This is a genomic window from Mesorhizobium sp. M1312, assembly GCF_040318115.1.
Classification (GTDB): domain Bacteria; phylum Pseudomonadota; class Alphaproteobacteria; order Rhizobiales; family Rhizobiaceae; genus Mesorhizobium.
This window is the reverse complement of the sequence record NZ_JAMYLQ010000014.1, coordinates 1-18115: the sequence shown is the minus strand read 5'-3', so window position 1 is coordinate 18115 and position 18115 is coordinate 1. Positions and strand designations below refer to the sequence as shown.

The window sequence follows — 18115 nt, the reverse complement described above, 5'->3', positions numbered from 1 at the left end:
TTATGAAAGAGAGCTGGGGAGAGACGGCTGGCCCGTGCTTAGGCCAATGATGTGTTTATCTCGTACGGTTCTATCTGCAACCATCATGGCCTTGATGCGGCGAGATGATCACACAAGGCCCCGCTTACCGAAGCCGCCGGGCCGCGGCCGGCCGTTTGGCAGAGACACAGGTTGAGATGTAGGGCGGTTCGACGGCGCCGGTGCGGCGCGCATGGCGTAGGCCGGGGCCTGGGCCGTCACGCGGGCGGCCGACTCTGAATGGGGCGCCCGGCCGCCGCGCAACGGCCTGGGAGGGTCGATATCATCGAAACTCAGGGAAGACGCCATATCCGCAGAGCTGCCACCCGCCGGCTTGGCGGTCAAGATGGCCGCCCAGAGGCCGACGAGAGCGAGTCCCAGCAGGTTAAGGCCGGAATGCGAATCTTCGCCGTCCAATTTCACGACAAGAAGGGTGCCGGCCTGCAGAATCGCAAACAGGGTCGAGAACACAATGTACGACCAAAGGATCCATTTGGATCCTTGCGCGTCGCGGCTTCGACGCCAGGCGAAATTCGCGCGGAACAGCACGATCACTAGCGAAGCGACGAGAACGGCCGCCGCCAGCCCTTCCCTGGAAGGACCAGGTTTCGAATTGGCCAACCCCTCGAAGCCGATGGTCCATGCGATGGACAACACAATTGCCACGACTTCCGCCACCAGCATGGCCGCGGAATAGAAGAAGAAGCGAAGACGACCGATATTTGAGGTAAGCGTCCAAGGATCCATCGTTTTCAAGACAATGGATCACACCAAATAACATTCAGTTACTGGTGACGCAGCCGTTCTCACGACGATCGGTCCTAGTCTTTGCCTTTCGCCTTGCGGGCCCGTGCCGCAGCCGCCGGAAGCCGCCTTGGATCATCGCCCGGCGATCCGTCGCCGCGTGGCATGGCCGGCGAAAACCGGTCCAGCGATGATATTATGCCGCGCAGCACCTTGAGTTCCGGCTCGGCAAAGCCGGCGCGCGTCAGCACCGCGCGCAGATTGTCGACCATCTTCGGCTTCTTCGGCGCCGGGCGGAAATAGCCGCGCGCTTCGAGCGCGCCTTCCAGATACGCGAACAGGCCGTGCAATTGTTCCTTGCTCGCCGGCATCATGTCGGGGCTGGAAAAATTGGTATCCGTCTCATCTTCCAAGCCCGACTTCATCCATTCATAGGACATCAGCAGGGCGGCCTGGGCGATGTTGAGCGAAGAGAAGGCGGGATCGACCGGGAAAGTGACGATCTCGTCGGCCAGGCCGACCTCGTCATTGTAGAGCCCGAACCGCTCGCGGCCGAACAGGATGCCGGTGCGCTGTCCGGATCGCTGGCGCGCCCTCAGCGCCCTGCCCGCCTCGACCGGCCCGCGCACCGGCTTGAAATTATCGCGCGCGCGCGCCGTGGTGGCGAAGACGAAATTCAGGTCGGCAACCGCCGAGGCCAGATCGTCAAAGAGCGTGACGGCAGCGATGACATGGTCGGCGCGGCTCGCGGCAGCGCGCGCTTTTTCGCTCGGCCAGCCGTCGCGCGGATTGACGAGGCGCAGTTCGGACAGACCGAAATTCGCCATGGCGCGCGCGACCATGCCGATGTTCTCGCCGAGCTGAGGCTCAACCAGGATGATCGCCGGGCCTGCGGCAGGAGGGATGTCGTTGCTGGCTTGCATGATGTCAATGAACTGCTGTTTGCGGCATTTCAGCGTCCCGTGCCACATCCAGCCGCGAAAATGAAGCTTTCGCGGAGAGTGTCCGATGGCGATGGTCGAGCCCGCTAGCGCCGATCGCCGTTTGCGCGGCCAAAAATGCTTTGATATACGGGCCGTATCCCCGGCCAAAGCCATGCGGGCAAGGCCGTTACGATCCCAACAATGAGGCATTCTTTCCATGGCGAAGATCAAGGTGGCGAACCCGGTCGTCGAACTCGACGGCGACGAGATGACCCGCATCATCTGGCAGTTCATCAAGGACAAGCTGATCCACCCCTATCTTGACCTCAAGCTTGAATATTACGACCTCAGCGTCGAGCACCGCGATGCCACCAACGACCAGGTGACCATCGATTCGGCCAATGCCATCAAGAAACATGGTGTCGGCGTGAAATGCGCGACGATCACGCCCGACGAGCAGCGCGTCGAGGAATTCGGGCTGAAGAAGATGTGGAAGTCGCCGAACGGCACCATCCGCAACATTCTCGGCGGCACCATCTTTCGCGAGCCGATCATCATGAAGAACGTGCCGCGGCTGGTTCCCGGCTGGACCAAGCCGATCATCGTCGGCCGTCACGCTTTCGGCGATCAGTACCGCGCCACCGACTTCCGCTTTCCCGGCAAGGGCAAGCTGACGATCAAGTTCGTCGGCGAGGACGGCAAGGTGATCGAGCATGAGGTGTTCGATGCGCCGGCCGCCGGCGTCGCCATGGCAATGTACAATCTCGACGACTCGATCCGGGAATTCGCCCGCGCCTCGCTGAATTACGGCCTGCTGCGCAATTACCCGGTCTACCTCTCGACCAAGAACACCATCCTCAAGGCCTATGACGGCCGCTTCAAGGACATTTTCCAGGAGGTCTACGAGGCTGAGTTCGAAGCCGAATTCAAAGCGAAAAAGCTCTGGTACGAGCACCGGCTGATCGACGACATGGTCGCCTCCAGCCTGAAATGGTCGGGCGGCTATATCTGGGCCTGCAAGAACTATGATGGCGATGTGCAGTCCGATACGGTAGCGCAAGGTTTTGGGTCGCTCGGCCTGATGACCTCGGTGCTGATGACGCCGGACGGCAAGACGGTGGAGGCGGAGGCAGCACATGGCACCGTCACCCGCCATTATCGGCAGCACCAGAAGGGCGAGGAAACCTCGACCAATTCGATCGCCTCGATCTTCGCCTGGACGCGCGGCCTCACCCATCGCGCCAAGCTCGATGACAATGCCGAACTGAAGCGCTTTGCCGAGACGTTGGAAAAAGTCTGCATCCAGACCGTCGAGGCCGGCTTCATGACCAAGGATCTGTCGCTGCTGATCGGTCCCGACCAGCCATGGCTTTCGACCACCGGCTTCCTCGACAAGATCGACGAGAATCTGCAGAAGGCGATGGCCTGACCAGACGAACGTCATGAGCAAACCCATCGTCTATGGGGCGGACTACAGCGTCTATGTGCGCATCGTCCGCCTCGTGCTCGAGGAAAAAGGCATCGACTACGATCTGGTGCCGGTCGACATCTTTGCGGCGGATGGCATTCCAGGCTGGTATCTCGACCATCACCCGTTCGGCCGGATTCCTGCCTTCGAGCACGACGGCTTTCGCCTCTACGAGGCGAGTGCGATCACCCGCTATGTCGACGAGGCTTTCGACGGGCCGGCGATGCAACCGGCTGATGCTCGATCCCGGGCAACCATGAACCAGATCATCGGCGTGCTCGACGCCTATGCCTATCGGGCGATGGTGTGGGATGTCGCCGTCGAGCGGTTGGAGAAAGAGCCGCCCGACGAGGCATTGATCGGCAGCGGGCTTCGGCAGGCGAGAACGACACTACAGGCGCTCTCATCGCTGAAAGCCGAAGGGCCATGGCTGTTGGGAGCGGAACTGACGCTGGCCGACCTTCATGCAGCACCAATCGTCAGCTATTTCGTCAAGGTCATTGAGGGGCAAAACCTGCTGGCGGAGTTTGCCGACATTCAGGATTGGTGGACGCGCATCCAGGGCGTGCGAGCGTTGCCAACAATCTGACCTAGCACCCGGGGGCCTCCATGGTTGAACACTCTCACCAGGACGCGCTAACGGTGGCCAGAATAGTCAGGGTCAACCACGCTGGCGAGTTCGGCGCGATCAGAATCTATTCGGCGCAGATTCTTGTCTCGAAGCGTTTCTGGCCGCGTTGCGTGCCGTCTTTGTCAGAGATGCTTGGGCATGAGCGCAGTCATTGCGCTGCTTTCCGTGCAGCCATGCCGTCGCGACATTCGCGTCCGTGCCGCGTGATGCAATTCTGGAGCTGGGGCGGTTGGCTGCTGGGTTTCCTCACTGCCCTGCTCGGCCCGCAAGGCATCTGGGCCTGCACCGCAGCGGTCGAAGCGGCGGTGCACCGCCATCTCGACGATCAGCTATTCTTTCTTTCCGGACGCGATCGCGAGTTGCACGGCATCATCCTGTCCATCCGCGAAGAAGAGCTAGCCCATCTCCGACACGCCGAAGAGCAGCTGAAATCGCCCGGACCGTTGCTGAACCTCCTGCACGCAGCGATCTCCGCCACCACCGACTGCCTGATCTGGCTGTCCACCGGGGGGGATTCCACCCGAACGACGCGCGCCCTTAAGGCAGCAAAGCATGCCTGACGGGGGCTATGCGGCCTCCAGTGCCGCCTTCACCGCAGCGATTGCATTCTCGGCTTTCGAGGCATCCGGGCCGCCGGCCTGGGCCATGTCAGGCCGACCGCCGCCGCCCTGCCCACCCAATGCCGCGGACGCCACGCGGACCAGATCGACCGCGCTGAAGCGGCTGGTCAGGTCGTCGGTGACGCCGACCACGACGCTGGCCTTGTTGTCCTCGCCGGCGCCAACGAAGACGACGACGCCGGAGCCGAGCGACTTCTTGCCGGCATCGGCCAACGGTTTCAAATCCTTTGGCGAGACGCCCGATACCGCCTTGCCGAGGAAGCCGACACCGGCAATAATCTCGTTCTCGGCAGGCACGCCGGCTGGCGAGCGGTCGCCCAGCGCCAGCTTCTTGCGCGCTTCGGTCAGCTCCTTCTCTAGCTTCTTGCGCTCGTCGAGCAGCGCCTCGACGCGGGCCGGCACGTCGGCTGGCGAAATCTTCAGCGCGGCCGCGACCGCCTTCAGCCGCTTGTCCTGCTCGTCGAGATGCTTTCTGGCCGCCTCTCCGGTCAGCGCCTCGATGCGGCGCACCCCAGCGGCCACCGCACTGTCCGACACCACGCGCACCAGACCGATATCGCCGGTCGCCCTGACATGCGTGCCGCCGCAGAGCTCGACCGAATAGGGCCGGTTGGCCTTGGCGCCATGCAAGCCCGTGCCCATCGAAACGACGCGCACTTCATCGCCATACTTCTCGCCAAACAGCGCCATGGCGCCTTCGGCAATGGCATCGTCAACCGACATCAGCCGCGTGGTGACCGGGCTGTTCTGGACGACGATCTCGTTCGCCATCCGCTCGACCTCTTCGAGCTCGTCGGGCGAGATCGGCTTGTTGTGCGAAATGTCGAAGCGCAGACGCTCGGGCGCGACTAGGGAGCCCTTCTGCGCGACATGGATGCCCAGCACCTCGCGCAGCGCTTCGTGGATCAGATGCGTCGCGGAATGGTTCGCGCGCAGCCTGGAGCGGCGCGCATGGTCGACCTTCAGCTCGACAGTCGCGCCCGTGTTGACCGTGCCGTTGACCACCTTGCCGAGGTGCACGAATAGCCCATCGGCCTTCTTCTGCGTGTCGGAGATCTCGATCGAGAACCCTTCGCCCGAAATGACGCCGGTATCGCCCATCTGGCCGCCGGACTCGCCATAGAACGGCGTCTGGTTGACGACCACGGCAACGGCGTCGCCCTTGGCGGCGCTGTCGACGATCTTGCCGTCCCTGACCAGCGCCTGGATGAGGCCTTCCGCCTGCTCGGTCTCGTAGCCGAGGAATTCGGTGGCGCCGTTCTTCTCGCGCACCGGGAACCACACCGTTTCGGTCGCGGGCTCGCCGGAACCAGCCCAGGTCTTGCGCGCCTCGGCCTTCTGCTGCTCCATCGCATTGGTGAAGCCGGCAAGATCAACCGAGATGCTGCGCTGGCGCAGTGCGTCCTGCGTCAGATCGAGCGGAAAGCCATAGGTGTCGTAGAGCTTGAAGGCTGTCTCGCCATCCAGCATGTCGCCGGCGCCCAGCTTTTCCGTCGCCTCCGAAAGCAGGCCCAAGCCGCGCACCAGGGTCTTGCGGAAACGGGTTTCCTCAAGCTTCAGCGTCTCGGTGATCATCTGTTCGCCGCGCACCAGTTCGGGGTAGGCCTGGCCCATCTCGCGCACCAGCGCCGGCACCAGCCGCCACATCAGTGGATCACGGGCGCCCAAAAGCTGCGCATGACGCATGGCGCGGCGCATGATGCGACGCAGCACGTAGCCGCGGCCTTCGTTGGACGGCAGCACGCCGTCGGCCACCAAAAAGCAGGACGAACGCAAATGGTCGGCGATGACGCGGAACGATGCGACGGTGCCCCCATCCGGACCGCGGCCGAGCGCGGATGACGCAACGTCGACCAGGTGACGGAACAGGTCGGTCTCGAAGACGCTCTCCACCCCTTGCAGAATGGAGGCCATGCGCTCCAGGCCCATGCCAGTATCGATCGACGGGCGCGGCAGGTCGATACGCTCGTCCTTCGTCACCTGTTCGTACTGCATGAACACCAGGTTCCAGAATTCGAGGAAACGGTCGCCATCTTCCTCGGGGCTGCCGGGAGGGCCGCCCCAGATGTGCTCACCACGGTCGATGAATATCTCCGAGCACGGCCCGCAAGGTCCGGTGTCGCCCATTGCCCAGAAATTGTCCGAGGTCGGAATGCGGATGATGCGATCGTCGGAAAAGCCGGCGATCTTCTTCCAGTAGCCGGCCGCCTCGTGGTCGGTGTGATAGACGGTGACCAGCAGCTTGTCCTTCTTCAGCCCAAACTCCTTGGTGATCAGGTTCCAGGCAAGTTCGATAGCGCGCTCCTTGAAATAGTCGCCGAACGAGAAATTGCCGAGCATCTCGAAGAAGGTCAGGTGGCGCGCGGTGTAGCCGACATTGTCGAGGTCGTTGTGCTTGCCGCCGGCGCGGACACTCTTCTGAGCGGTCGTGGCACGCGAATAGGGCCGCTTTTCCAGGCCGGTGAAGACGTTCTTGAACTGCACCATGCCGGCGTTGGTGAACATCAGCGTCGGGTCGTTGCGCGGCACCAGCGGGCTCGACGCGACGACCTCGTGACCTTCCTTGCGGAAATAGTCGAGGAATGTCGACCGGATCTCGTTCACGCCACTCATGAATAATACTGCCTTTTAGCTTTTAGAGAGAGCCGTCGGCCCGGCCGACGGCAAATGGACATGGCCTTTTAGCCGCCGCGTTGCACCCTGTCCAGAAACACGGAATTGGGCCAATTTGCGGGGCTTGCCGGGTCATCTCGGCGCCCCCGCCGAAACGCAAACCGCCGGCGTAGGCCGGCGGTTCGAAACGCAACAATACAGAACTCGATTACAGCCAAAGTCTACATGGCGCCCGCTTCGTCCTCGAAACCATCGTTTCCGCCTTCGGAACCACCATTTTCGAGGAATTTCTCGGCGATCAGCCCGGCATTCTGCCTCAGCGCCAGCTCGATCTCGCGCGCAGTGTCGGGATTATCGCGCAGGAACAGTTTTGCGTTCTCGCGGCCCTGGCCGAGGCGCTGCGAATTGTAGGAGAACCAGGCGCCCGACTTTTCGACCACGCCGGCCTTGACACCCAAGTCGACCAACTCGCCGGTCTTGGACACGCCCTCGCCATACATGATGTCGAATTCGACCACCTTGAAGGGCGGTGCCAGCTTGTTCTTGACCACCTTGACGCGGGTCTGGTTGCCGACGACCTCGTCGCGGTCCTTGACCGAGCCGATGCGGCGAATGTCGAGGCGCACCGAAGCGTAGAATTTCAGCGCGTTGCCGCCGGTCGTGGTCTCGGGCGAACCGAACATGACCCCGATCTTCATGCGGATCTGGTTGATGAAGATGACCATGGTGTTGGAGCGCGAGATCGAGGCGGTCAGCTTGCGCAGCGCCTGGCTCATCAGGCGGGCCTGCAGGCCGGGCAGCGAATCGCCCATTTCGCCCTCGATTTCGGCCCGCGGTGTCAGCGCCGCGACCGAATCGACCACCAGCACGTCAATGGCGCCCGAACGTACCAGCGTGTCGCAGATCTCCAGCGCCTGCTCGCCGGTGTCGGGCTGCGAAATCAGCAGGTTTTCGAGATCGACGCCGAGCTTGCGGGCATAGACCGGGTCGAGCGCGTGCTCAGCATCGACGAAGGCGCAGATGCCGCCCTTCTTCTGGGCCTCGGCCACCGTGTGCAGCGCCAGCGTCGTCTTGCCCGAGCTTTCCGGCCCGTAGATCTCGACGATGCGGCCGCGCGGCAGGCCGCCGACGCCAAGCGCGATGTCGAGGCCAAGCGAACCGGTCGGCACCGTTTCGATCTCGACGACCTGCTCGTTTGCGCCGAGCCGCATGATCGAGCCCTTGCCGAAGGCACGCTCGATTTGCGACAGCGCCGCGTCCAGAGCCTTTGATTTATCCACTGCTTTGTCCTCTACAAGCCGCAAAGAATTCTGAGCCATGATACATCACCCCTTGGTCGTCAATGAAGGCCGGACAATCCGTAATCCTTGTTAATTTGTACCTTTTTTGTTCTCGTCTGGCAAGGGGAGACAAAGGATTGAAAAACAAACAATATCCGGATTTGTTCTTTTTTTGTTTCGCGCTTTCACCCCAGGATGTATCCGGCTTCCTCCGCAGGATCGTGCTGGCATCTTCCGAATCGCGCCTCCGGTTGCCGGGTTCCGCGGGACAACCTAGTCTCCACCCGGCAACAGCAAAGGTCGTCTCGCCGGCATGATGAAGTCGCCGACAATTCTGGCCGTTGGCGGCGCCTATATAGATCGGCGCGGCCAGGTTTCGGGCGCCTTCGTGCCAGCGGCGTCAAATCCCGGCACGATGCGCGAGGCTGTCGGCGGTGCCGTCTTCAATGCGCTGCGCAGCGCCGTGCGGTGCGGCGTCTCCGGTTCGCTGCTTTCGGTGCGCGGCGGCGATGTTCTGGCCGATACGGTCTCGCGCGCCATCGCTGCGGCCGGCATTACCGATCTGTCCGTGGTGTTCCTCGATCGCACGACGCCGAGCAACACCACGATATTCGACGGCGACGGCGGGCTGATCGTCAGCCTTGCCGACATGGCGCTCTATGATCTGGCGCTTCCCAAGCAAATCCGTCGTGCCAAGGTGCGCGAGGCGATCAGCAATGCCGATGCGGTCCTTTGCGACGCCAACCTGCCGTCGACGGCGCTGGAGCGGCTGGTGGCGCTTGCCGCCGGCAAGCCGGTCTTCGCCCTCGCCGCCTCACCGGCCAAGGCGGTGCGGCTCGCGCCGGTGCTCGGCAGTCTGGCGCTGGTCTTCATGAACCGATGCGAGGCCATCGCACTCGCCGATGTCGGTATCGATGCTGGGGAGCAAGATATCGCCGACGGCCTGAGGCGAGCGGGCCTTAAAGGCGGCGTGGTGACGGCGGATGACGGTCCGGTGCTGGGTTTCAACGCGGCCGGCGCCTTCTCGATCCTGCCGCCACGAAAGGTCGCGGACGGCGCCGCCGATGCGCTGGCGGGCGCAACGGTCGCCGCTCTGCTGCGCGGCCTGACGTTGCGCGCGGCGCTGCGCGAAGGCGTTGCCGCGGCAATGCTTGCGATCGAAGGTGCCGAACTTGTGCCGGCTTTTACGGCGGCGACCCTTGCCGAGGCGCTGGCCCTTGTGCCCGAGGCGCAGGAAATTGGCATGAGGTAATGACCAGCAGCTATGCGCGCAGTCCCGCTTCATAGGCCCGGCGTGCCCAGACCGCCATCTCATCCGGATCGTCGAAAGCACTGTCGGGAACGCTCCAGTACGGCATGGACACCAGCTTGCCGTGCCGTGAGCCGGTGTAGGTCCATTGCCGGCAGCCGGCAGCTTCGAATTCCGGCGCGCTTTCCGCGTCGGCCTTCAGCATCAATTCGCCACGGATAACGATGGCGATGATGACGCCGTCGAAGTAGATGCCCTTGCCGCCGAACATCTTGCGAATGCTGACCGGGCCGAGCCCTTCGAAAAGTTCGGCGATGCGTTCATTGTCCATGCCGCGATCATGTCACCCGGACTTCCCCTTGTCATCGCCGCAACCAAAACCATGCTAACAAGTTGAGAGCCAAATTCTTCGGAGTCCTCATCATGCCGCTTCTGCTCAAAGGGAACTGCCGGTGCAATGCCGTCCGCTTCGAGGTGGAAAGCCACACGCCGGTGCCGTTCATGCTCTGCTACTGCTCGATCTGTCGCAAGCAGCAGGGCGGCGGCGGCTTCGCCATCAATCTCGGCGCCGATTTCGAGACGCTGAAAATCGAGGGCAAGCGCAATCTTGGCGTCTACCAAGCCGAGATCGAGGACGACGAGCATCCGCAATGCGAAATCTCGTCAGGCGAGCGGAATTTCTGCAGGAAATGCGGATCGGCACTGTGGCTTTACGATCCGACCTGGCCGGAGCTGGTCCATCCCTTCGCCTCGGCGATCGACACAGACCTGCCGAAACCGCCTGAAAAGGTGCACCTCATGCTGAAATACAAGGCGAACTGGGTCGAGCCCGAGATCGGCAAGGGCGACAAGACCTTCGACGTCTATCCTGAGGAATCGATCGCAGACTGGCACAAGCGGACGGGAATGTGGGTGGATTAGGTCCTTCTCTCCGTTTACGGGGAGAAGATGCCGGCAGGCAGATGAGGGCGGCGCAAAAATCACAGAGGCCGGCTCTGCCCCTCATCCGGCCGTTCGGGCCACCTTCTCCCCGTAAACGGGGAGAAGGGAAGATCAGGCCGATGCGCGCGCCTCGGCCAGGGCCTTCAGATCGGCCGGCTTGAGCTCAACCGATTCGCCGCAGCCGCAGGCCGAGCTCTGGTTCGGGTTGCGGAAGGTGAAACCGGTGCGCAGCGTCGTCTGCTCAAAATCCATCTCGGTGCCGAACAGGAAAAGCGCTGCCTCAGGCGCGACATAGACATGGGCGCCGTCGCGCTCGATATGATCATCCTTGGTGTTGGGTTCGGTCACCAGATCGACCGTATATTCCATGCCGGCGCAGCCGCCCTTCTTGATGCCAAGGCGAATGCCATGCGCATTCTCACGAGTCGCAACGATTTCGCGAACCCGGTCGGCAGCCTTTTCGGTCATCGTGATGACGGCAAAGCGTCCCATCTTTTCTTTCTCCATTGCGTGCAGGTTCAAGGCCTGCCGAATGATTCCTCACCTAAAATGGTGAAATTTTCTGCTTGGCGCAAGTGCGCCAATCTTTGTCATATCCGGTGCTAGTACCAGCCCACAGCCACCTGCGCCTCTTCCGACATGCGGTCGGGCGACCAGGGCGGATCGAAGGTCATGTTGACCTCGACGCCGGACACGCCTTCGACGGCGCCGACGGCATTTTCCACCCAGCCCGGCATTTCGCCGGCCACCGGGCAGCCCGGCGCGGTCAGCGTCATGTCGATCTTGACCGAACGGTCGTCCTCGATGTCGATCTTGTAGATCAGGCCAAGCTCGTAGATGTCGGCCGGGATTTCCGGGTCGTAAACCGTCTTCAGCGCCGAGACGATGTCGTCGGTCAGCCGCGCCAGTTCGTCGGCGGGAATAGCCGAGGCGGAAACCAGACCGTTGGCAGTCGTTTCCGAAGTGGTCTCAGCGGTGTGGCTGGCATCATCCATGATCGTCATCCGAAGAACTTTCGCGCTTTTTCGAGCGCCTCGGCCAAAGCATCGACTTCGGCCCTGGTATTATACATACCGAACGATGCCCTGCATGTGGAGGTTACGCCGAAGCGTTTCAACAGCGGCTGGGCGCAATGGGTACCGGCGCGGACAGCAACGCCTTGCCTATCGATCACCATCGACACGTCATGAGCATGAATGCCCTGCAGTTCGAAGGAGATGATGGCGCCCTTACCAGGCGCGTCGCCGAAGATGCGCAGCGAATTGATGGCCCGCAGCCGCTGATGCGCATAGTCCTTCAGATCGGCCTCGTGGGCGGCGATGCGCTCGCGGCCGATCTTTTCCATGTATTCGAGCGCAGCGCCGAGCCCGATCGCCTGGACGATCGGCGGTGTGCCGGCCTCGAAGCGGTGCGGCGGGTCGTTGTAGGTGACGATGTCTTGCGTCACCTCCTCGATCATTTCGCCGCCGCCCATGAACGGGCGCATGCGCTCCAGCATGTCCTTCTTGCCGTAGAGCACGCCGATGCCCGAGGGACCGTAGACCTTATGGCCGGTGAAAACGAAGAAATCGCAGTCGAGGTCCTGCACGTCGATGGGCATATGCACGGCGCTCTGGCTGCCGTCGACCAGCACCGGAATGCCGCGCGCATGCGCGATGCGGACGATCTCCTTGATCGGCGTCACCGTGCCCAGCGCGTTCGACATGTGCGTGATGGCAACCAGCTTTGTGCGGTCGGTCAGCCGTTTCTCGAACTCCTGGATGTAAAAGACGCCGAGATCGTCGACCGGCACCCAGACCAGTTTCGCGCCCTGCCGCTCGCGGATGAAATGCCACGGCACGATGTTGGAATGGTGCTCCATGATCGACAGGACTATTTCATCGCCCTCGCCGATATTGGGCATGCCGAAGCCATAGGCGACGGTGTTGATCGCCGCGGTCGTGTTCGAGGTGAAGACGATGTTGTCGGTGCTTGGCGCGTTGAGGAAACGGCGAACCGTCTCGCGCGCCTTCTCATAGGCGTCGGTCGCGGCGTTAGACAGGAAATGCAGCCCGCGATGGACATTGGCGTATTCCTGGGAATAAGCGTGCTGGATGGCGTCGAGCACGGCCTGCGGCTTCTGAGCCGAGGCGCCGTTGTCGAGATAGACCAGCGGTTTGCCGTAGACTTCCCGCGACAGGATCGGAAAGTCGCGGCGGATCGCCTCGACGTCGTAGGGGATGTTTTCGACTTTCTGGTCCATCATAAGCTCTCTCGAGGCATCGCCTCATTCCGTCCAACACCCCTCATCCGACCGAGCTTCGCTCGGCCACCTTCTCCCACAAGAGGAGAAGGTTGGGCGCGTCACCCGTGTGCGAGGAACCAGCCGTCGAGCCTCGTTTCCAGCGCCTCGACGATCGCCTCGTCGTCCAGTTCCTCGATCACCTCGGCGACGAACGCCTTGACCAACAGCCCGCGCGCGGTTTTCTCGTCGATGCCGCGCGCCATCAGGTAGAACAGATGGCTGTGGTCGATCTCGGTGACGGTCGCGCCATGGCCGCAGACGACGTCGTCGGCGAAGATTTCGAGCTCAGGCTTGGTCGAGAACTCGCCGTCATCCGACAGAAGCAGCGTGTTACAGGCCATCTTGGCGTTGGTCTTCTGCGCATATTGGTGGACGTTGATGCGCCCCTGGAAGACGCCGCGCGCTCTTCCCGTCACCACGTTGCGGATCACCTCGGTCGAGGCCGTGTGCGGCACGGCATGGTCGAGCACCATGGTCACGTCCGTATGGGTGTCGCCGGCAAGCAGGTTGATGCCACGCAGCGTGAAATCGGCGCCCTCGCCTGTCGTTCTGACCACGACCTCCTGGCGCACCAGCTTGCCGCCGGCATTCATGACGAACAGCGTCAGTTTGGAATCCTTGCCGAGATGCGCCTTGAACTGGGCAAGATGCGTCGCCGTATCCGGCTGCTCCTGCACGATCAGCCACGTCACGTCGGCGCCCTCGTCGAGCAGAAGCTGGCTGACCGAGCTGACGAGTGCGGCGCCCTCGCCCGCCTGGCGCTCGACGATAACAGCCTTGGCGCCGGCGCCGACGCGGACGGCCAGGCGCACATGCGTCTGGCCGCCGGATTGGAGGTTCTGCAGTTCGATCGGCTTGTCCAGTTCGGTGCCGTCGACGATGTCGACAAAATAGCCGTCGGCAACGAAAGCGGTGTTCAGCGCGCCGATAGCATCGTCGGCGCCATAGGGATCGAGGCCCGGCGCGATGCTGCCGTCAGTCAGTTTCTCCGACAGGCGCTGCACGGCAACGCCTTCGATATCGGGCATTTTCGCGCTCGACACGCCGTTCAGCACCGGCAGAACGGCTGACCCTTCGACAACAGGCGCAATGGCTTTCGCGACGGCTGCGGGATCGAAATCCGGAACCGAAGTCAGCAGGCGGCGCAGGTCTGTGTAGTGCCAGGATTCGATGCGCCGCGTCGGCAGGCCGCTCTTGATCGCCTCGATGGCGTCGTCGCGCTTCAGCATCACTGTGCCGTCGCCGGGCAACAGCGACAGCCGGTCGCTGAAGGCGTCGATCAGCGCCGTTTCGGCCGGCGTTCGCTGGGGTGTCGTGTGTATATTCATCAGTCTCGCCTTGCTTGGCTTGCCTTCTGGGCCTTCTGGCATGTCACGCGGCTTGGCCGATCACGCCGGCATAGCCATTGGCTTCGAGGTCGAGCGCCAGCGACTTGTCGCCCGATTTGATCACCTGGCCTCTGTACAGCACGTGCACGCTATCAGGCTCGATGTGTTGGAGCAGGCGCTGGTAGTGGGTGATGATAACGATGGCGCGGTCCGGCGAGCGCAGCGCGTTGACGCCGTCCGAGACAATCTTCAACGCGTCGATGTCGAGCCCTGAATCGGTCTCGTCAAGGACGCAGAGCTTTGGCTCCAGAAGCTTCATCTGCAGGATCTCGGCGCGCTTTTTCTCGCCACCGGAAAAGCCGACATTGAGTGGCCGCTTCAGCATCGCCATGTCCATGTTGAGCGAGGCCGCCGCCTCCTTAACGCGCTTCAGAAATTCCGGGATCTTCAGCGGCTCCTCGCCGCGCGCCTTGCGCTGCTCGTTCATCGCCACCTTCAGGAATTCCATCGTCGCCACGCCCGGTATTTCCATCGGATACTGGAAGGCGAGGAAGATGCCTGCGGTGGCACGCTCGGCCGGATCCATTTCGAGGATCGACTGGCCGTTGTAGAGGATATCGCCCTCGGTCACCTCATAATCCTCGCGCCCGGCGAGGATATAGGACAGCGTCGACTTGCCCGAGCCATTCGGACCCATGATGGCCGCGACCTCGCCGGCTTTCACCGTCAGGTTCAGGCCACGGATGATTTCGGTGCCGTCATCGACGATACGGGCATGCAGGTTCTTAATCTCAAGCATCATTTTCTACTTTCGTGTTCTTAGTGTTCTCGACGCTCGGACCTTGACGGGATGCCCTAAAAGCGCGCCCGCAAGATCGCCAGTAACCAACATCCAGCCAAAAAACCCAACCGCGCCTAGGCCCGCAATCGAACCACCAATAGTCTTTACCGAACTCAGGCCAAGCATTGCGCCTATCAGAGCCATCGCGGCACCTCCAACAGCCAGCGTCAGCAAGAGCATCAGAACGATGAATATCAAGCTCTCGATTCGCTCGAAGAATTTCCAGGAGCGCCGTTCCATCTAATCAGCCCACCGAGCCTTCCAGCGAAATACCGATCAGCTTCTGCGCCTCGACCGCGAATTCCATCGGCAACTGCTGGATGACGTCCTTGACGAAGCCGTTGACGATCAGCGCGATCGCCTCTTCTTCCGGAATGCCGCGCTGCATAACGTAGAATTTCTGGTCCTCGGAGATTTTCGACGTCGTCGCCTCGTGCTCGAACTGTGCCGTTGCGTTCTTGGCTTCCATGTAGGGCACGGTGTGCGCGCCGCACTGGTCGCCAATCAGCAGCGAGTCACAGTTGGTGAAGTTGCGGGCGTTGGTTGCCTTGCGGTGCGCCGAGACCTGGCCGCGATAGGTGTTCTGCGAGAAGCCGGCGGCAATACCCTTGGAGATGATGCGGCTCGACGTGTTCTTGCCGAGATGGATCATCTTGGTACCGCTATCGACCTGCTGATAGCCGTTCGACACGGCGATCGAATAGAACTCGCCGCTGGAATCATCGCCGCGCAGGATGCAGCTCGGATATTTCCAGGTGATCGCCGAACCGGTCTCGACCTGCGTCCACGAAATCTTCGAGCGGTCGCCGCGGCAGTCGCCGCGCTTGGTGACGAAATTGTAGATACCGCCTTTGCCCTCGGCGTCGCCGGGGTACCAGTTCTGCACCGTCGAGTATTTGATCTCGGCATCGTCGAGCGCGATCAGCTCGACCACCGCGGCGTGAAGCTGGTTCTCGTCGCGCTGCGGCGCCGTGCAGCCTTCGAGATAGGAGACGTAAGCCCCTTCCTCGGCGATGATCAGCGTGCGCTCGAACTGGCCGGTGTTCTTCTCGTTCATGCGGAAATAGGTCGACAGTTCCATCGGGCAGCGCACGCCCTTGGGCACAAAGACGAAGGAACCGTCGGTGAACACCGCGGAATTCAGGGTGGCGTAAAAATTGTCGGAGGTCGGCACGACCGAACCGAGATATTTCTTCACCAGTTCCGGATGCTCGCGGATGGCTTCCGAGATCGAGCAGAAGATGACGCCGGCCTGCGCCAGCTCCTTCTTGAAGGTGGTGACGACGGACACGGAATCGAACACCGCGTCGACGGCGACGCGGCCCGACTTATAGACATTGTCGCTGGGTTCCTCGAGTTCCGACGCATCGGTCTTCTGCACGCCGGCGAGGATTTCCTGTTCCCTCAGCGGGATACCGAGCTTTTCGTAGACCCTCAACAGTTCGGGATCGACGTCGCTCAGCGATGTCGGTCCCGGCGTGCTCTTGGGCGCCGCGTAATAGTAGAGGTCCTGGAAATCGATCTTCGGATAATGGACGCGCGCCCACTTCGGCTCCTCCAGCGTCACCCAGCGTCGATAGGCTTCCAGACGCCATTCCAGCATCCAGGACGGCTCGTCCTTCTTCGCTGAAATGAAGCGGATAATGTCTTCGCTCAGGCCCTTTGGGGCCTTGTCCATCGCGATTTCGGTCTGGAATCCGTATTTGTATTGGTCGACGTCGATCTTTCGAACCCGATCGATCGTGTCCTGCACAGCAGGCATTAGCGTTCTCCATCCACGCCGGGGTCAAGGCCCGGCAGTTTTCAAACTATGGCACCGCGAAACGAGTGCCCGTGAGGCAACCTAGGCGGCGTAAGTTCCATATAGTGCGTCCCTGCCGGAAATTCACCCGGCCACCATGAAACGCACGGCTCTACCAGGCCAGAAGGCCTGCGTTTGTTTGCCGCGCTCAGGCGGCTTCTTCCCTGCCGGCGCGGCGTGAGGCAATACCCGCCAGCGCAGTGCGGAACAGTTCGATGTCCTCGGCGCTCGTTGCGTGGCCGATGGACACGCGCAAAGCGCCAAGGCTGTCATTGTAACCCATGGCTTTCAGCACATGGCTCGGGCCGACCTTACCTGATGAACAGGCGGAACCGGCCGACAGCGCTACGCCCGCCAGATCGAAGGCGATCTGCGCCGTCACGGCCTTGATGCCCGCAATAGCGAAGAATGTCGTATTGGCAAGCCTCGGCGCCCCGGTTCCGAAGATTTCCGCATCCGGCACCAGCGTTTTCACGATGGCCTCGATCTCGTCGCGGCGGCTACCGATCGCATCGATACTCTTCAATCCGATCAGGGCCTCCCGGGCCGCCGCGCCAAAACCGGCGATCGCGGCCAGATTTTCGGTGCCGCCACGATGACCCTTTTCCTGGCCACCGCCGGCGATCAAGGGCCTGGGCATCATCAGGTCCGAGGCGGCGATAATGGCGCCAACGCCCTTGGGACCGCCGATCTTGTGCGAAGACAGAATCAAGTAATCGGCATAACCCGCTGACATATCGAGCGGAATGCGACCGGCTGCCTGCACGGCGTCGACGACCAGGATGCCGCCCACCGCTTTGACGATTTCGGCGACGCGCCCAACCGGCTGGATGACGCCGGTCTCGTTGTTGGCGGCATGGATCGCCACCAGCGGCAGGCCGTCTGCCTTGTCATGGGCGGCGAGTGCCGCCGCCAACGCGTCCAGCCTGACGACGCCGTCGGCGTCGATGCCGAAGTGCGTCACCTGGGCTGCCGGAAAACGCCCGCCATTCAACAAACAAGTATGATCGGCTTCGCAGACATAGAGCCGGCTCATGCGGACAGTGCCGCGCCCCATCTGCCAATCCGGCGTGAGCAGCGTCGAGGCGGCTTCCGTCGCACCAGAGGTGAACACAACATGCTGGGCGCTGGCGTTGACCAGGGCCGCCACATCGCGCCTTGCATTCTCGATCAGCCGCCGTGCGGCACGACCTTCCGCATGGACCGATGACGGGTTAGCGGCAGTATCGAGCGCGGCAATCATTGCCGCGGGCCGCGCCGCGCCGAGCCGGGCGCGGGGCGGGGTGTGGGGGTTGGGGCGGGGGGGCGGCCGTTTTGAGGAGAACAGGGGGCCCGAAAAGCCGGTGCCGGGGGGTTGCCGGGTTTTTACTTGA

At 62.2% G+C, this 18115-nt stretch carries 18 protein-coding genes; 5 read left to right on the top strand and 13 right to left on the bottom strand.

Going from position 1 to position 18115, the window contains the following annotated elements; genetic code table 11:
- Positions 1–108: 108 nt before the first annotated feature.
- A complete protein-coding gene (locus NKH36_RS17500; RefSeq protein WP_352963566.1) occupies positions 109–774 on the bottom strand; it encodes a hypothetical protein in 666 nt (221 codons plus the stop codon).
- Between the two features lie 65 nt (positions 775–839).
- Entirely contained in the window at positions 840–1685 is an 846-nt protein-coding gene (locus tag NKH36_RS17495) for an RNA methyltransferase (RefSeq protein ID WP_352963563.1), read from the bottom strand.
- Between the two features lie 217 nt (positions 1686–1902).
- Between NKH36_RS17495 and NKH36_RS17490 the strand changes: the two genes are divergently transcribed.
- The 3 genes from NKH36_RS17490 to NKH36_RS17480 are packed head-to-tail and all read left to right on the top strand — an operon-like array spanning position 1903 to position 4344.
- Positions 1903–3114 (top strand): NADP-dependent isocitrate dehydrogenase, encoded by a 1212-nt coding sequence (locus tag NKH36_RS17490; protein ID WP_352963560.1) that lies wholly within the window; start codon positions 1903–1905, stop codon positions 3112–3114.
- 13 nt (positions 3115–3127) lie between these two features.
- Positions 3128–3742, top strand: coding sequence for a glutathione S-transferase family protein (locus NKH36_RS17485; RefSeq protein ID WP_352963557.1), 615 nt, complete (start codon positions 3128–3130; stop codon positions 3740–3742).
- Between the two features lie 20 nt (positions 3743–3762).
- Positions 3763–4344 carry a demethoxyubiquinone hydroxylase family protein gene (locus NKH36_RS17480; RefSeq protein ID WP_352963554.1) on the top strand — a complete coding sequence of 194 codons (582 nt, stop codon included), beginning with the start codon at positions 3763–3765 and terminating at the stop codon, positions 4342–4344.
- Positions 4345–4350: 6 nt separating this feature from the next.
- Here the strand turns inward: NKH36_RS17480 and alaS are convergent, their stop codons facing one another.
- On the bottom strand, positions 4351–7017 hold the full coding sequence (alaS, locus tag NKH36_RS17475) for an alanine--tRNA ligase (RefSeq protein ID WP_352963551.1): 2667 nt from the start codon (positions 7015–7017) through the stop codon (positions 4351–4353).
- 221 nt (positions 7018–7238) lie between these two features.
- Complete coding sequence (gene recA, locus NKH36_RS17470) at positions 7239–8336, bottom strand: recombinase RecA (RefSeq protein ID WP_352963548.1); 1098 nt, start codon at positions 8334–8336, stop codon at positions 7239–7241.
- Between the two features lie 274 nt (positions 8337–8610).
- Here recA and NKH36_RS17465 point away from each other — a divergent pair, with 274 nt between their 5' ends.
- A complete protein-coding gene (locus NKH36_RS17465) occupies positions 8611–9549 on the top strand; it encodes a carbohydrate kinase family protein (RefSeq protein WP_352963545.1) in 939 nt (312 codons plus the stop codon).
- Positions 9550–9559: 10 nt separating this feature from the next.
- Here the strand turns inward: NKH36_RS17465 and NKH36_RS17460 are convergent, their stop codons facing one another.
- Positions 9560–9877 carry a TfoX/Sxy family protein gene (locus tag NKH36_RS17460; protein ID WP_352963542.1) on the bottom strand — a complete coding sequence of 106 codons (318 nt, stop codon included), beginning with the start codon at positions 9875–9877 and terminating at the stop codon, positions 9560–9562.
- Between the two features lie 92 nt (positions 9878–9969).
- On the opposite strand from NKH36_RS17460, the gene NKH36_RS17455 reads away from it, so the two are divergent.
- Positions 9970–10467, top strand: coding sequence for a GFA family protein (locus NKH36_RS17455; protein ID WP_352963539.1), 498 nt, complete (start codon positions 9970–9972; stop codon positions 10465–10467).
- A 132-nt stretch (positions 10468–10599) separates the two neighbouring features.
- On the opposite strand, the gene sufA is transcribed toward NKH36_RS17455, so the two are convergent.
- The 8 genes from sufA to NKH36_RS17415 form a co-directional block, all read right to left on the bottom strand.
- Positions 10600–10980: a Fe-S cluster assembly scaffold SufA gene (gene sufA / locus NKH36_RS17450; RefSeq protein ID WP_006206001.1), complete on the bottom strand. Its 381-nt coding sequence runs from the start codon at positions 10978–10980 to the stop codon at positions 10600–10602.
- Positions 10981–11090: 110 nt separating this feature from the next.
- Complete coding sequence (locus tag NKH36_RS17445; RefSeq protein ID WP_292393203.1) at positions 11091–11483, bottom strand: SUF system Fe-S cluster assembly protein; 393 nt, start codon at positions 11481–11483, stop codon at positions 11091–11093.
- A 5-nt stretch (positions 11484–11488) separates the two neighbouring features.
- Entirely contained in the window at positions 11489–12730 is a 1242-nt protein-coding gene (locus tag NKH36_RS17440) for a cysteine desulfurase (RefSeq protein ID WP_352963736.1), read from the bottom strand.
- 101 nt (positions 12731–12831) lie between these two features.
- Entirely contained in the window at positions 12832–14100 is a 1269-nt protein-coding gene (gene sufD / locus NKH36_RS17435) for a Fe-S cluster assembly protein SufD (RefSeq protein WP_352963536.1), read from the bottom strand.
- Between the two features lie 43 nt (positions 14101–14143).
- On the bottom strand, positions 14144–14899 hold the full coding sequence (gene sufC, locus NKH36_RS17430) for a Fe-S cluster assembly ATPase SufC (RefSeq protein ID WP_352963734.1): 756 nt from the start codon (positions 14897–14899) through the stop codon (positions 14144–14146).
- A gap of 6 nt (positions 14900–14905) precedes the next feature.
- The gene (locus tag NKH36_RS17425) at positions 14906–15181 is read right to left on the bottom strand and encodes a hypothetical protein (protein WP_352963534.1); all 276 of its coding nucleotides are present in this window, start codon (positions 15179–15181) and stop codon (positions 14906–14908) included.
- Between the two features lie 4 nt (positions 15182–15185).
- Complete coding sequence (gene sufB / locus NKH36_RS17420; RefSeq protein ID WP_352963531.1) at positions 15186–16703, bottom strand: Fe-S cluster assembly protein SufB; 1518 nt, start codon at positions 16701–16703, stop codon at positions 15186–15188.
- A 187-nt stretch (positions 16704–16890) separates the two neighbouring features.
- Positions 16891–18069 (bottom strand): cysteine desulfurase family protein, encoded by a 1179-nt coding sequence (locus NKH36_RS17415; protein WP_352963732.1) that lies wholly within the window; start codon positions 18067–18069, stop codon positions 16891–16893.
- Between the last annotated feature and the right edge of the window lie 46 nt (positions 18070–18115).